This window comes from Desulfosporosinus acididurans (assembly GCF_001029285.1).
GTDB lineage: Bacteria > Bacillota > Desulfitobacteriia > Desulfitobacteriales > Desulfitobacteriaceae > Desulfosporosinus > Desulfosporosinus acididurans.
In genome coordinates this window covers 1-14,669 of record NZ_LDZY01000029.1, presented here as the reverse complement: position 1 = coordinate 14,669, position 14,669 = coordinate 1, and the positions used below count along the sequence as shown (strand labels likewise).

Below are 14,669 nucleotides of genomic sequence, written 5' to 3'. Positions count from 1 at the left end.
AATCGACGACATTTACCGTTTTTCCAGTGGTGCCGCCAGACTCATCAACAAAGTATGTACCCATTGCCTGATGTATGGTGCTCAAAATAGCCATCGGATTATTGATGATCGGATGGTAAAACGGGTGATTGAGGGGGAACTTTCATGAAACGACCAAGCTTGGAAGACTACTTCAAAGTGACAGGCTTCCACGACCTTCAATTGATGGCCTTGAAGTTAGCGAAGGATCTGGGTTATGAGGAACGCGAAATAATTGAAGCTGTTTGCAAAGTGAACGATAAATTTAACCAGTACCGCCCACCAAAAACAGGGTTGCCTGGTTTAGAAAAGTATTTGAAGAAAGTTAAAAGAGGGAAGGGCCGACATTCTGGCCAATACTGCAAAGAAAAGCTATCTAAGTAAAAGATAGTCTTACAACGGATTCATTATGGTGTTATTCAGATGCAATTCGGATAATACTGTGAATCAAAATGAGGAGGGAAAAAATTTGCCAAGACAGTCGATTGAACTACCAGAGACTGTCAAAGACGGACTTAATAAAATGGCCATATCCTTTGGAATGACTCAGAATGCCCTAATAAATCTTGCCGTCGCGACAATGGTCGCAAAGTTTGATGTTGAAGGCACTAGAATCTTCTTTGATTTGATATCGTTGCCCCACAAAAAGGCTAAATAGCTTAAAAGAACACAAAGAGAGAACTGAGAAGTTCTCCCTTTGTTGTATGACAACAAAATACCAATGACTGACGGACTGACGGACAGACTGACCGACTAATATCTCATCTAATCTACGACAAAATATACCGTCAATTAACGGACACTATACGGCGTCACTAACAGTCAGGGCAAAAAATAATAACAATAAGAGCTTGCGGTTCATCAAAAAGAAAACAAATAAGTCAGTAGAGGTTGAGGTTTGGGAAGATGAAAGAGAATTCGAGAAAGTTGAAGTATACGAGTCAACATTTACGATGGACAATGTGGAGCAACCATTGCGCTTTGTGAAATTTGCAATGAAGCATAAAGATAAGAGACGTTCACAGGTTATGATTGTCACGACTTGTATGGAAATGACGCTCAAATCATTGTTTAAGATAATAAGATCTCGATGGGATATTGAGAACTCAATCTTCAATAACTTGAAAAATGAATGTGGTTTAGAACATTGCTTTGTGCATGGCGGGAAGGCCGTAGAAGCTGTGCTTTATTTAATATTTATTGCTTCAAACATCCTACAATTATTTAGATTAAGACGACTGAAAAAGCACATTAAAAGTCAACGGGAAATGGTGAGGCTTTTATTAAAAGGACTATATCAGCTGAAGTATCAAGCCGAGTTAGTTTTGAGTAGTGCATAGAGAATAGGCAACTGAATTAAGAAGACACTGATTTGAGTGTAGGGGAGGTATATCCATTTTACAGTTAAATTAAGTAAATAATGTTGATATAATACACAAAAAGTGAATTCCTTAATAAAGATCGGTGGAAATCATACAGAAGCTAAATTGCTGAATCTTAATAGGTTCTTGAGATAAATGACATAGAGTCATCACAATATCTTAAAACGATTGCATTATGATTACTATATTGAATACATAAGGATAAATTAGCCAACAAAGATTCCACTATCGTTTAAGTGAGACCCAGAAAACGTAGGGGGTTAATGATGAAAAAGAATCCATACTTGATCTCAGGTGCCCTGTTGTTACTAGTAGCGATTGTAGCTAGCGGTTGTGGTTCAAGTACCTCAGCATCAGCACCATCAACACCTTCGAATGCTCCAGGACAAACTACAACGACGCAAACAAATCAGCAAAACAGTCAAGTCCAGCATGGACCAATGGCAACAAATCCAGCTCTCCAGACAGTTATGGAAATTCGTCGATTACAAAGCAATTCCCAAACGGCATTAACCAGTGACCAGAAGACAAAGATTAAGCCTATTTTACAAAACTTAATTAATACGTCTAATCCAAGTCAGGATTTTCTTCAACAACAGGCAGATGCAATAAATGCGTTACTTACTGACCAACAGAAGAGCTACTTAAAACAACCTATGACCAATCAGGACAGAGAAAATAATCAAAACGGATCTGGCCAACAGAAACATAGTAGCAATGGAACAAGCGGAACACAAAACAATCAAAAAGGACATTCTTTCCAACCACAAGATATTTACCAGCAACTTTTAAATTCTCTGAACTGAGACTAAAAGCAAAAGAATGTTAAGGTTGTTTATCAAAACTAAATTTTTGTGAACGAATTTAATTAGTGAGAGGAGAAATTACTCATGAAATCAAAAAAATTAGTCATTATTAGTGTCATATCAACTGCAACTCTACTAGCTTCAGTCGGTGTAGCCAGTGCAGCAACGAATTTCGGTAATGGTCAGGCTGCCCCAAAATCAGGCTTTGCTGGTTCTATGAATTCTGTCATGAGTGTTGTTGCACAAGATCTGAACATTTCAACTCAAACTTTACAGTCGGATTTGAGTTCAGGAAAAAGCATCAACGATATTGCAACCGCCCAAAGTTTTGACACAAGTAAGTTGGCTTCGGATGTGGAAGCCGCACTAACTGCAAATATCAATCAAGCGGTTCAAGCGGGCAAGATGACGCAAGATCAAGCGACAAAGATGGAATCCAATCTTGCTCAGCGAGTACAAACTATGCTGAGCAAGACTCATCAGGCAAAGCAAGCTGGGCAAACTGGTCATACTAGAGGAAACATGAGAGCAAGCTTTGCTGGTTCTATGAATTCTGTCATGAGTGTTGTTACACAAGATCTGAACATTTCAACTCAGACTTTACAGTCGGATTTGAGCTCGGAAAAAAGCATCAACGACATTGCAACCGCCCAAAGTTTTGACACAAGTAAGTTGGCTTCGGATGTGGAAGCCGCATTAACTGCAAATATCAATCAAGCGGTTCAAGCGGGCAAGATGACGCAAGATCAAGCGACAAAGATGGAATCCAATCTTGCTCAGCGAGTACAAACTATGCTGAGCCAGAAATGGCATAGTCACACAAGAAATAATAGCAGTTCTCAAAATACCGCAACTTCAAATTCGTAGATTTATTAAGATATTTAAAGGCCCCTCGAACTAAAGTTAAGGGGTTCAGTTTTGGAGTGGAAAATCGAAAATCGCACCCGAATTCGAAGTGATTTTAGTAGTTTTTCAGCATAGCAATTCGCAAGATTTCAACATAAAAATAGCCGGATTTTAGCATCAAAATCCCGGCTATTTTTTTAATTAGCACATATAAAATAAATTTACATGGAAATTAATTTTGATTCAAAATTTCTACCAACCCTTGACCACCATCTACAATCACTCTGTCACCGGTCTTCAGCCTCCTAGTGGCAGTACCACAACCTACTACTGCCGGAATACCCAATTCTCTTGCAACAATTGCGGCATGCGACAATGGTGCTCCAATATCAGTTATAATCGCAGCAGTTTTAGGGAAAAGAGGAGTCCATCCCACATTCGTAGTTGAAGTTACAAGAATTTCTCCGGGCAGAAACGACTCAGTTTCTGCAAAACTCTCCAGTACACGTACATTCCCCTCGATTTTCCCCGCAGCACCGGCAAAGCCTTTGATGACCTTAATGTCACCATCGCGAGGCAAATTTTCAGCTTGGGGGCCATAATAATCTAGCCGACGGTCAACGTCTTTTGCCCATTCAAAGGGGTCAAAACGACCTCTGATAAACTGTGGCATGACGGGAAGAGTCTGATACCGCTCATAATTTTGCTTGCGAACTGCTAAATGTCTTAGCATGGAATTATCGCCTCTGAGTAAATCCGGCACCTCAAAACAGTACAGAAAGAAGACATCATTACCAATTTGGGTAAGCTCACTAAGTTTAAGCATAAAACTACGAATCACCCGAAACGTTTTAACAAACTCGGAGCGCAAAGACTCTCTTAGTTGAGCCGCCTGTCTTAGCTTAGAAATGTTTTGTTCCAACCATTTTCGTTTCGCTGGATAACGCAACCTGAATCTTTCTTTAGCCTGCTCAAACTGCACTTGCTGCTTTTGTAGAAGCTCTTCCACATCGACACCCGATTTTCTATATTCAGTAAGTTGCTTATCAAGGTACTCTTCATCTTCAATCGGATACGGGATTGACGCTTCAAACTCATGAGGGCTGCGGTGACCATACTTCGCCATATAATCTTCGCGGCTCAGTTCACCCTTACTTATTTTCATGATACCAATCAAAGGCCCAAGGCTTTCCAAACCATTATCTCCCCGAAAGTCGGAAAGTAATAGATTAGCTTCTTCCTCACCAACCAGTTTAATCAATCGTTTGCGGAAGGTCATAAGGGTCGTACTGCTTGCTCCGCCGAGCCACATATTCCATAGTTTAGATACATAGGGTCTTATTTCGTTCAACCAAAGTTCGAGTAGTTGCGAGCCCGAATTCGAGTCGCCAATCTGCTTTATAATCTCAGTACACCATTGTTGGGTATAATTAAGGTAATATTCCTTGTGTTTCTGGGCCTCTTTTATCCGTTTGACATTCTTTTTACCTCTTTGTACTAACTCCTTTAGTAAGGCAATTTTCTCGAAAGGATAGATAGGCACCTCAACATTATCAGGGATTTTGCCGAAAACGTCGCCTATTAATTTTTTACCCCAATTTAAACTTATGCCAAATTGCGGCATAATCGACAACAACATACTGACATTCGTATAAACCCTCCCATAAATATTGCCCGACCATAGATAATATCCTGTAACCTTTTGGCATTCTAAATCAAGCTCCCGAATTAGGCTCCAGGTGAATGGTGTCATCACGTCTGGTATAGCTTCCCCGACATTATTGTTAGTCCATAAAAAATCTCCATCACAAGAATCGTTAATCTCGTAGCTATCGTAATTGATTGTGCGCAAGCTAGTAACGGGTCTCGATTGGAGCAGATAAACTTTGCCTTTTACTACGGCCCACTCAATATCCTGCGGTCCGTTATATTCTTTCTCTAAATTGATAGCATATCTAAAAAGCTCTGATGCGTATTGCTTAAACTCACTTGGACCATCATATTTGCCCTTCGGTCTAATCAATTTAAAGGGATTAGCATTTACTTCTCCGGAAACTAGTTGTTCGCCCAAACCATAGACATAATTACCCATCATACAAGTATGACTCCCCGTAATCGGGTCAGCCGTAAATATGACACCTGAAATCTCCGACTGTACCATTAACTGAACTACAACAGCGATTTCGTGCGCCTTATCGAACCCATGAACTGAACTATATACCTTTACACGTTCGGACTGAGTAGACATAAAAACTGTATAGACTGCATCACTAACTTTGTCTGCTTCAACATTAAGGACTGTTTCAAACTCCCCGGCAAAAGAGGCTGAAGCTGAATCTTCGCTTAATGCAGAAGACCTTACAGCAAAAAAAGCTACCCCTTCATAGTTTTTTACAATGTCACTTAGGTAAGCCTGTATCTCATGCCAAGCTTTATCATTCAGACCTTGCTCATGAAAAGCTGAGGGTAAAATTACAAAGCCTTCAGGCACAGGGTATCCACTCTGGTACATTCTTGCAAGCATACCGCCTTTCCCGCCTGCAACTGAATAAAATTCAGGAGCCAATTCTTTAAAGGGTTGAACGAAATTTCCCATAATAATCGCTTCCTTATTTTTTTATTTATAGAAGGCACTTTCCAAAAACTTAAGATAAACATCCAATTCCTTTGATATTTTTTCATAATGCAATTCATTTGGATATTGCGATTTAATCTTTTCGAGTATTTGGTTTGAAAAACCCTCGATAGTCCAAATCACAATGTTTATAACTTTGTCGGTATCAATAGTTTCTTTAAATTTTTTCACTTCAATATCTCTAAAAATTTTTGCGTAGCCATTGGTTAATAACTGCTTATTTTTTTGTTCTAAATCCTCTTTAACTTCAGGTGTATCTTCAATGATGGCTTTATAAAGAAAATTATATAATTCAGGATGTTTTTTAATAAGGTCGATTTTAAGCAAGGCCATCTGCCGAATTCTTTTGAAAATATCTTTCTCGACTAAATCAATTCTTTGAAAGAATTCTATTGTAAATATCTCTAAAGAGTAATCATATAAATACAAAAATAAATCTTTCTTTTTTGCGAAATAATGAAATAATAATCCTTTTGAAATGCCAGCTTCTTTGACAATTTCATTTGTAGAAGCATTTTTATAACCTTTTTGAGCAAATTCTTTCATTGCAGCATTCAAAATACGATTTTGCTTTTGACTATCTAAGTCTAAAAATTTTAATATCATATTTGTTACCTTCTTTTTAGTTATTAAACATGTTGACCACAGTGGTCAATAACAATGTAGCACAATTGACCACTGTGGTCAACTAACGTGCCGAATATTAAGAAAGAAATAACCGATTTTAAACAAACAAAGGATTTGTTTTTAGAAGTCAAAGGGGAGCCTCACAAGTGAAGCTCCCCTTTGAAGAGATTTATATATTTGAATTGATTTAAACAATGCAATTGGTTTAAGGTAAAGCATCCTAATCTATCACTACTTAAAGGTTTGATGTTTCGAGCCTAGCTAAAATAGGTGCTAAAATGAGTTTTCCACTCCAAAAGTGAACCCCTTAAAACTAAAGTTAAGGGGTTCCATTTTGGAGTGGAAAACGTGAAATCGCAAATGGAATAGCATGGTTTCAGCAATTCTTAACATTGAAAATAGCATGTTTTTACCAGAAAAATAGCCGCAATTTGGTATTTGACAAATTGCGGCTATTTTTATTTAAGTTGGTAGAACTCCTTATGCCGATTGATATAAATATTGTAAAGTAAATAAACTTCTGATTACGCTTAATTTTAGTGTTAAACAGTTCAAGCTTTTATAAGGTCATTAATCCACTGTGATAACAAATAATCATTTTAGCACCAAGTGATTTGATTCTTTCCAAAGATGCAGCGGATTGTTCTGCATTGTCGCTTTGCATTGGATTGGGATTAACCAGCTTCCCGTCGGAAATATTTGCAGCATCACCTGCTATTAAAGTTTTGCTTTCTTTATGCCATAAAGCGATATGGCCGGGAGTGTGGCCAGGAGTATGATAAACAACTATGCCACCACAAAACGGTAATACTTGCTTGTCTTTTAATTGCTCATCAACATGAACATATAGCTTTGGAAAAGTATTTTTCATCATGTTATAAAATCCCATTCTATCGGGCGGTAAACTATTTGCAATGCTTTCCATTTTTGCAAGTTTAACCGGTGTTTTCTCCCCTTGAATATATGGTGTCTCAATCTCGTGTGCATAAATCCTCGCACCCATATTAGAGATTTCTTTTGCACAACCAATATGGTCGATGTCTTGATGGGTTATGATTACTTTTGTAATTTGTTTCGCTGAAAGTCCGTATTTGTGCATCTCGGATTCAATCACATCAAGTTGACCTGGGTAACCGGCATCGACCAATACAATTTCGTCTTTGTCTATAATCAGAGTTGGATAAATTGTATTATTTTGTCCCCCAACACTAACATCACATTTTAACACCTTAATTCCTGTTTCTGCGTTCATAGCAATTCCTCCAATTACAAAAAGTTTAAAAACTCTTGTTTTTTGATTTGCATTTAGATAATATTTTATAGGAATCTATTATGCAAGTAGGCACTTAATTGCTACATAGTATATTTAAAGAAACTTACCAGAATCACTATGATAAACCAGCAACTGAGCTAGGCGAAGAGGCTATTAGACAGTTTCTCCACTATATCACCACAGAAAGAAAGCTGGCTTCCGGAAATTGAAGAGGGTGACTAAAATACCCGTCCAGCGGTTAATTCAACGGATGTCCAATAGGGCCCAATCGGATAAATTGTAACTCCCTCAGAACTGGAAGCATTGATGAACTGGTCGTTTCCGATGTAAATACCCACATGGTCTACTTTTCCGTCATTATTCATGGAGAAGAAGATCAAATCACCTGGTTCCAGCGCATTAAAATTTACCGGTGTCCCTACAGTCGCTTGATCGCTTGAAACTCTGGGTAAGCTAATCCCGTCTTGGGCGAAGACGTATTGAACGAATCCCGAACAATCAAAACCGGTGGGAGATTCGCCGCCCCATAGATACGGAGCCCCAATGTATTTTTCGGCAGTGGCAATGATGGCGTTGGCTTTATCAGCATGTAATTTCTTGGCATAAGCATTGTTCAGGGCTTCACTTGTGTTCGTTCCAACGATGCCATCGGCACTTAAAGAGTTTGCTCTTTGAAAATCAACAACTCCCGTTTTGGTTTTTGCACCGAAGATACCGTCAGGACTACCAACATTATCACCCAGGTAGTTCAGTTCGGTTTGCACCTGCGTGACCTCTGGGCCAGTTGAGCCGACTTTTAGTAAGGTATTTCCGGTGGATGCTTGTGCAGTTTGAGCGAAGCCGAAAACGAAAAAGGTTGCAAGAATTAATAGGGTCGACAAACTCTTTTTCATAAAGCAACTCCTTCATTTTTTAGTTCGAAACTTGTATGTGATTAGTTTCATTATATATAAGAAGAATGGACAAACTATAAAGGAAATGTATCCTTAACATTAATATTTTCATAAGAAATTGTTAAAGAAGTATAGGATTTGATCATTAAGAAAAATGAATAAAATATGCATTAACAACTAATTTTTTTGCTAAAAACATAATGAAGGCAAATTAATTTTAGGTTTAATAAAGTTGAACTACAAGTACATAATTGTAAATAGAAACTGGCGGCAGTTTTTCCAGCATTATATAATGTAAGGTTGTTAAATTCATAATTTATTCACACATTCCTGTTTTGGTTGTGTTAATATTGCACTTGTCGTTGAAAATACTTCGAAAAAATCTCAGTAAAAAACAGGAGTGTGCAAGTTATGAAAAGAAGACGAATTGATTGGGCTATCTCAGGTGTCCTAATTGTAGCTGTAGCACTAGTTGGTGGAAATATACTCTATAACACCCAAAATGCTAAAGCAGATACACCAAGTTATATTACAGGAACAGTAAGAATGGGTACTGTCGAGAAATCAGTCAGTGCATCAGGAACGATTCAACCGCTCAATCAATATGATTTATCTTCAGGCAGCGGAGGGAAAATTACCGAGATTGATGTTAAAGTCGGCGATTCGGTGAAGGCCGGTCAACAATTAGCGAAGCTTGATCCAAGTCAGGCACAAGAACAGCTCGACACAGCGCAAGCAAACCTAATCCAAGCCCAAGCAAAAGTGGATCAAGCCGGATCCAACAGCGCTAATCTAGAAGCTGCTCAGCTTCAACTTTCTTCAGCCCAAATCGCTTATAATTCCGCAGAGACTGCTCTTGCGGATACTATTATCAAGGCACCTGCCGCTGGCATAATTACCGCTGTCAATGGTCAGGTTGGCTCAGGTTCATCAAGTGGAACTTCATCAAGTAGTCAATCCTCTTCAAATAGTACAGGAAGCCAAGGAAACAGTGCTTTGATCTCGATGATAGGTACTTCCGACACGATGCAAGTGGTCGTTCCTGTCAACCAAGTGGACATTGGCAAAGTCAGTGTTGGGCAAGCAGCCAATATCACCCTGGATGCCTATCAGGGCCAAACTTTTTCCGGAAAAGTGACTCAAGTGAGTCCAACGGGCACTTCACAAAGCGGCGTAACCACCTTCAACGTAACTATTAATGTTACCAATAAAGATAATGAAATGAAATCTGGAATGAGTGCTAACGTAACGATCATTATTGCTCAAAAACAAAACGTTCTCACGATACCAAGTTCGGCAGTTCATACCAAGGGTTCTAATGAAACCGTTTCCTTGCTGAAAACTGGTTCCACGGTACCGGTTACTCAAACCATCCAAACTGGGCTTGACGATGGCAAGAATGTCGAAGTTGTTCAAGGACTCCAAGCGGGCGATAAAATCGTGCTTGGAATCCGAAGCACGAGCTCGCCAACGAAATCTCAAACCTCACAATCGGGGAATTCCCTTAATAAAGCCTTAGGCGGAAGCACCGGCAACTTCGGTGGCTATGGCGGAGGCATGGGAGGCTATGGCGGCGGTGCCGGAGGGGGCCGAGGAGGATATTCAGGCGGCAATGGCGGTTCATCGAGCAGAACTCAAGGTTAGGAAGCAGGTGATTGAATGATTATCCTTAAAGATATATTAAAAATTTATAAAACGGGAGATGTCGAACTAAGAGCACTGTCGGGGATTAATTTAAAGATAGAGGACGGAGAATTTGTGGCCATCATGGGGCCCTCCGGTTCCGGTAAATCGACGATGATGAACATTCTCGGTTGTTTAGATACCGTGACCTCGGGAGACTATTTGTTAGATGACTTAAATATCAACCATGCCCGTGAGGATGAACTAGCCGAAATTCGCAATCAAAAGATCGGCTTCGTTTTCCAGAGCTTTAACCTTTTATCCCGAACGACGGCGTTAGAAAATGTTGAATTGCCCATGCTTTATAACGGGATTGGTGCTCGGGAAAGACGGATCAGAGCCACCAATGCTCTGACTGCAGTAGGACTCTCTTCACGGCTTCACCATAAGCCCAATGAATTGTCCGGGGGGCAACAGCAGAGGGTTGCTATTGCCCGCTCCCTTGTGAATAATCCTGTAATTTTAATGGCGGATGAACCGACTGGAAATCTTGACAGCAAATCAAGTATAGAGGTTATGAATATCTTTCAGCAATTGAATACTCTGGGAATTACCATAGTCCTGGTTACTCACGAACCGGATATAGCTCAATACAGCAAGCGGATTATTCATTTCAAAGATGGCTCTATTGATCGAGATGAGATCGTTAAAAATAGAAGTATCGCCGAAGGCGAACCTTTAAATTTGAACATTAATTGGCGATCGGAGGTGGCCAGCTGATGAATTTTCTGGAAAATATCAGGATTGCATTGCGTGGCCTGAGATCGAATAAACTTCGTTCAGTTCTTACGATGTTGGGAATCATCATTGGAGTGGGTGCCGTGATTATTATGGTCTCCATTGGTCAAGGCGCCAAGGCATCGGTAGCAGGTCAGATCCAAGGATTGGGGTCGAATTTACTCATTGTAACACCGGGTCAGTCCAACACAGCTGGCGTCAAAGGCGGCATGGGAAGTTTAAACAATATGACCATGGATGATGTCAATGCCATTAAAAGCAGCGCTGATGCCGTGGCAAGTGTTGCCCCCACAACCAGTAAACAGGCACAGGTGGTTTATGGAAGTGAGAATACGAGCACACAGGTTGTAGGAACAACCCCTTCCTATGCAGATGTCCGTAATCAGCAAGCAAGTATTGGACGATTCTTTACCGATCAAGAAAACCAAGATAATGCTCAGGTAGCAGTGATTGGTACGACGGTAGTACAAGATTTAACGGGTAATCCCAATACCAACATGGTTGGACAAACCATTAATATAAATCAAGTTCCTTTCCAAATCATTGGAATCTTACAAAGCAAGGGGTCGAGCGGAGCGAGCAATAATGATGACCAAATTGTGGTGCCGATCTCTTCGGCTGAGACAAGGCTCATCGGCTCAGATAGTATTCGCACAATTTATGTAGAAGCAAAAAGCTCTGATTTAATGGATACGGCTAGCGGCGAGATTACCCAAATTTTGCGCCAACAGCATGGCCTGAGCTTCAACGCAACCAATGACTTTACGGTAACGAGTCAAACGGATATCTTGTCAACCGCCGAAGGTGTATCCCAATCCTTGACTCTCTTACTCAGTGGAGTTGCGGCAATTTCCCTCTTAGTCGGGGGAATAGGAATTATGAACATCATGTTGGTTTCCGTGACAGAGCGAACACGCGAAATAGGAATTCGCAAAGCCATCGGTGCCAAACGAAAAACGATTATGCTTCAGTTTTTGATAGAAGCGGTAATTATAAGTATGCTCGGCGGTGTTCTGGGTATTCTGTTTGGGTCTGGAGGTTCATCCTTGCTCAACAAATTTGCGGGAATGACAACTCAAATCTCAACATCTCCGATCATTATGGCCTTTGCTTTCTCGTTTGCTATTGGGATAATTTTCGGAGTATTTCCTGCTCGAAAGGCTGCAAAATTACACCCAATTGATGCTCTGCGTTATGAATAGTTAAGAAGCGAAAGTGGAAACGATTGATAATATAACATGGACTAAGAAATAAGAATTAAGAATTAAGAATTAAGAATTAAGAATTAAGAATTAAGAATCCCCCTGTACGTGATGGACAGAAAAGTACATCTAACGTGCAGGGGGATTGGTTATTGGCTGGAAAAATTCTTTGCAGTCAAGTATCTCTTGTTTAAGAATACCTGTATAAGTATAGCCTGTCGCGAGATCATTGGTAATATGTGGTTTGATTACAAAACATGGTTTAACACCGAAAATATAATAATTCATACTAAATATACGTCTGTTCCTACTCTATAATCTATCGTTCTATCGTAAAAGATAAGAACGTTTCTTTTATTAAGAACTGATATTTGCCGAATTTTCTGAAAGAAACAGAGGGAGTGAAATAGAGATGAAGAAGGATCTGTTGTACAAGCTGTTATTTCTATCATGCTTAATCGTTGGATATTCAATGGTTTATAAAACTGAGGCAACTACAGTAAGAACAAACCCGTCATATGAAGTATCGGCAAGCCGGGAACATGAATTTGTTCAGGCTATGGCTTCTAACATAGTTATAGGTTAATTTAGCACTAAGTTTAATAGTAGGGAAACTAACAGAACTACAAATTTAACTTTGGCAGCTAGATCGCTAAATAACATAACCATTAATCCAGGAAGTACTTTCTCATTTAATAGAGTTGTTGGGAAACGTACCTTGAAAAGAGGGTATAAGAGCGCTTAAGTAATAGTAAAGAATAAATATGTTCCAGCTTTTGGAGGAGGCGCCTGTCAGGTATCGTCGACCTTATATAATGCTATGCTGTTCGCAGATTTGCCAGTAGTAGAACGTGTTCCCCACCAAGTTCCTGTTATTTACGTTCCATTGGGTCAAGACGCAACCGTTCTCTATCCTAATATAGATTTTAGGTGTACCAATAATACGGCAGGTCCTATTACCATTTGTACAATAGTTCGGGCAGGCCTATTAACGGTTCGAATTTATGGAAAAGCAACTGGCAAGAGTGTCCAAATTAAACCGCAGATCTTAAAAGTTATAAAAGGTCGCTCAGGTTCTAAAGGATGTGTGAAAAAAACGATGATAAGTCGTGATGTGTATGCTCCATCAGAAAGAAGTAAGCGGGTTTTTTGTGTCAAAACTGGGTCAAGAAATTGAAGAACAGAATGCACCCACCTAACAGCAAATGCACCCCCTTTGAAAAAATTCGGGTGCATCGTTAATTTGTATCAAAGATTGAGTCATTAGACAAATAAGTACTCAATAATTGATACAATTATTGAACATAAAAAGTCCAGCAATGCTGGGCTTTTCGGCTATTTAGGGCAGTGTAAGTAAAATGCACCCTATAAAATGGACAGCAAGGGTTTTAAAAACCCTTTATTTTGGACAGAAGGGTTTTTGAAACCCTTAACCTCGGACAACTAGCGGTTTTGATTCCAGTTCAAACAGGTAACAATAAAACTGGACTGAATTGGAGGAATGCCGCATGGCTAACAAAAAATTTACTCAAGAAGAAATGAATCATCTCCGATCAAGTCCTTATGTTTTGGATGTCAGTCCTAGTATTGTGCATTTCTCAGCCAAATTTAAGGAACTGTTTTGGAATTCAATACAAGAAGAAAAGGAGCCGCGAGATATTGTTATCGAGCTCGGCATCGATCCTGATATTCTTGGCGAATGTCGTCTAACTGGATTGAAGGGTATGATCCGAAATGAAGTCCGAGCGGGAAAAGGGTTCAGAGACTTAAAAACGTACGGGTCATATGTCAAAGACTGCACAGATCCAGAAGCAAAAGTAAAATACCTTGAGCAGCAACTGGCCTATAAAAATCAGGAAATAGAGTTTCTAAAAAAAATTGTATCTTTAGGCCGGGAGGATTCGGAATCATGAATATTCCCGCATCTGCTAAGTACGCAGTCATTCGCGAGATGACTCAGCGAGACAACAATTTGCTGAATATTGCCTGGCTATGCGCTGCTGCTGGTGTTTCGCGGTCCGGATACTACCATTACCTTGAAACGAAAGACCTCAGACGACAACGTGAAGAACAAGACCAAAAGGATTTCCTAATAATTGTGGAAGCTTACCGATTTCGTGGTTACAATAAGGGAGCCCGCGGTATTTACATGCGGCTTCTTCATATGGCTCCTCCGGTGCACATGAACATTAAGAAAATCCGACGTTTGATGAACAAATATCGACTTTTCTGTCCTATTCGCAAAGCAAATCCGTACCGGAGAATGGCCAAAGCACTGAAAACCAACAATGTGGCTCCCAACCTACTGAACCGGGAATTTGAAACACACGGCCCCCGCGCTGTTCTGCTGACGGATATTACCTACATAATTAATGGAAAGGCGCCACGGTGCTATATGTCTACTATCATTGACGCCTGTACAAAAGAGTTGCTCGCTTGGGTACTGAGTGAATCTCTCGAAATTGAATTTTGTTCTGGAAACTGTGAACCAGCTCGTCAAGAATTATGGTATCTCTTTGACAGCTGAGACCCTGATTAATTCGGATCAAGGGTCACACTACACAAG

At 39.9% G+C, this 14,669-nt stretch carries 15 protein-coding genes and 1 pseudogene; 12 read left to right on the top strand and 4 right to left on the bottom strand.

Annotation, left to right across the window (positions count from 1 at the left end; translation table 11 throughout):
• Positions 1-144: 144 nt before the first annotated feature.
• The 5 genes from DEAC_RS21365 to DEAC_RS21345 all read left to right on the top strand — a co-directional run bounded on the left by DEAC_RS21365 (position 145) and on the right by DEAC_RS21345 (position 3,073).
• Positions 145-402, top strand: coding sequence for a hypothetical protein (locus DEAC_RS21365; protein WP_242847242.1), 258 nt, complete (start codon positions 145-147; stop codon positions 400-402).
• Positions 403-487: 85 nt separating this feature from the next.
• The gene (locus DEAC_RS21360) at positions 488-676 is read left to right on the top strand and encodes a hypothetical protein (RefSeq protein ID WP_047810301.1); all 189 of its coding nucleotides are present in this window, start codon (positions 488-490) and stop codon (positions 674-676) included.
• Positions 677-776: 100 nt separating this feature from the next.
• On the top strand, positions 777-1,358 hold the full coding sequence (locus DEAC_RS21355) for a transposase (RefSeq protein WP_083996419.1): 582 nt from the start codon (positions 777-779) through the stop codon (positions 1,356-1,358).
• A gap of 308 nt (positions 1,359-1,666) precedes the next feature.
• Positions 1,667-2,206: a hypothetical protein gene (locus tag DEAC_RS21350; protein ID WP_047812116.1), complete on the top strand. Its 540-nt coding sequence runs from the start codon at positions 1,667-1,669 to the stop codon at positions 2,204-2,206.
• An 84-nt stretch (positions 2,207-2,290) separates the two neighbouring features.
• A complete protein-coding gene (locus tag DEAC_RS21345; RefSeq protein WP_047812115.1) occupies positions 2,291-3,073 on the top strand; it encodes a hypothetical protein in 783 nt (260 codons plus the stop codon).
• A 211-nt stretch (positions 3,074-3,284) separates the two neighbouring features.
• Here DEAC_RS21345 and DEAC_RS21340 read toward each other — a convergent pair whose 3' ends face one another.
• The 4 genes from DEAC_RS21340 to DEAC_RS21325 all read right to left on the bottom strand — a co-directional run bounded on the left by DEAC_RS21340 (position 3,285) and on the right by DEAC_RS21325 (position 8,480).
• Positions 3,285-5,648, bottom strand: coding sequence for a PEP/pyruvate-binding domain-containing protein (locus DEAC_RS21340; RefSeq protein WP_047812114.1), 2,364 nt, complete (start codon positions 5,646-5,648; stop codon positions 3,285-3,287).
• Between the two features lie 21 nt (positions 5,649-5,669).
• Positions 5,670-6,293, bottom strand: coding sequence for a TetR/AcrR family transcriptional regulator (locus DEAC_RS21335; RefSeq protein WP_047812113.1), 624 nt, complete (start codon positions 6,291-6,293; stop codon positions 5,670-5,672).
• Positions 6,294-6,873: 580 nt separating this feature from the next.
• A complete protein-coding gene (locus DEAC_RS21330) occupies positions 6,874-7,566 on the bottom strand; it encodes an MBL fold metallo-hydrolase (protein WP_047812112.1) in 693 nt (230 codons plus the stop codon).
• Between the two features lie 239 nt (positions 7,567-7,805).
• A complete protein-coding gene (locus DEAC_RS21325; RefSeq protein ID WP_047812111.1) occupies positions 7,806-8,480 on the bottom strand; it encodes a C40 family peptidase in 675 nt (224 codons plus the stop codon).
• A 411-nt stretch (positions 8,481-8,891) separates the two neighbouring features.
• On the opposite strand from DEAC_RS21325, the gene DEAC_RS21320 reads away from it, so the two are divergent.
• From DEAC_RS21320 to DEAC_RS21295, 7 genes and pseudogenes are all read left to right on the top strand, one after another.
• A complete protein-coding gene (locus DEAC_RS21320) occupies positions 8,892-10,124 on the top strand; it encodes an efflux RND transporter periplasmic adaptor subunit (protein ID WP_047812110.1) in 1,233 nt (410 codons plus the stop codon).
• A gap of 15 nt (positions 10,125-10,139) precedes the next feature.
• Entirely contained in the window at positions 10,140-10,883 is a 744-nt protein-coding gene (locus tag DEAC_RS21315; protein WP_047812109.1) for an ABC transporter ATP-binding protein, read from the top strand.
• The gene (locus tag DEAC_RS21310; protein WP_047812108.1) at positions 10,883-12,103 is read left to right on the top strand and encodes an ABC transporter permease; all 1,221 of its coding nucleotides are present in this window, start codon (positions 10,883-10,885) and stop codon (positions 12,101-12,103) included. The genes DEAC_RS21315 and DEAC_RS21310 overlap by 1 nt, the downstream gene beginning before the upstream one ends.
• A 412-nt stretch (positions 12,104-12,515) precedes the next feature.
• Positions 12,516-12,689 carry a hypothetical protein gene (locus tag DEAC_RS23715; protein ID WP_161796489.1) on the top strand — a complete coding sequence of 58 codons (174 nt, stop codon included), beginning with the start codon at positions 12,516-12,518 and terminating at the stop codon, positions 12,687-12,689.
• A gap of 42 nt (positions 12,690-12,731) precedes the next feature.
• Positions 12,732-13,280, top strand: a pseudogene (locus DEAC_RS24910) (VanW family protein); the annotation flags it as partial.
• Positions 13,281-13,611: 331 nt separating this feature from the next.
• Positions 13,612-14,016: an HTH domain-containing protein gene (locus DEAC_RS21300; protein ID WP_047812107.1), complete on the top strand. Its 405-nt coding sequence runs from the start codon at positions 13,612-13,614 to the stop codon at positions 14,014-14,016.
• Positions 14,013-14,630, top strand: coding sequence for an IS3 family transposase (locus tag DEAC_RS21295; protein WP_053006564.1), 618 nt, complete (start codon positions 14,013-14,015; stop codon positions 14,628-14,630). The genes DEAC_RS21300 and DEAC_RS21295 overlap by 4 nt, the downstream gene beginning before the upstream one ends.
• Positions 14,631-14,669: the final 39 nt, after the last annotated feature.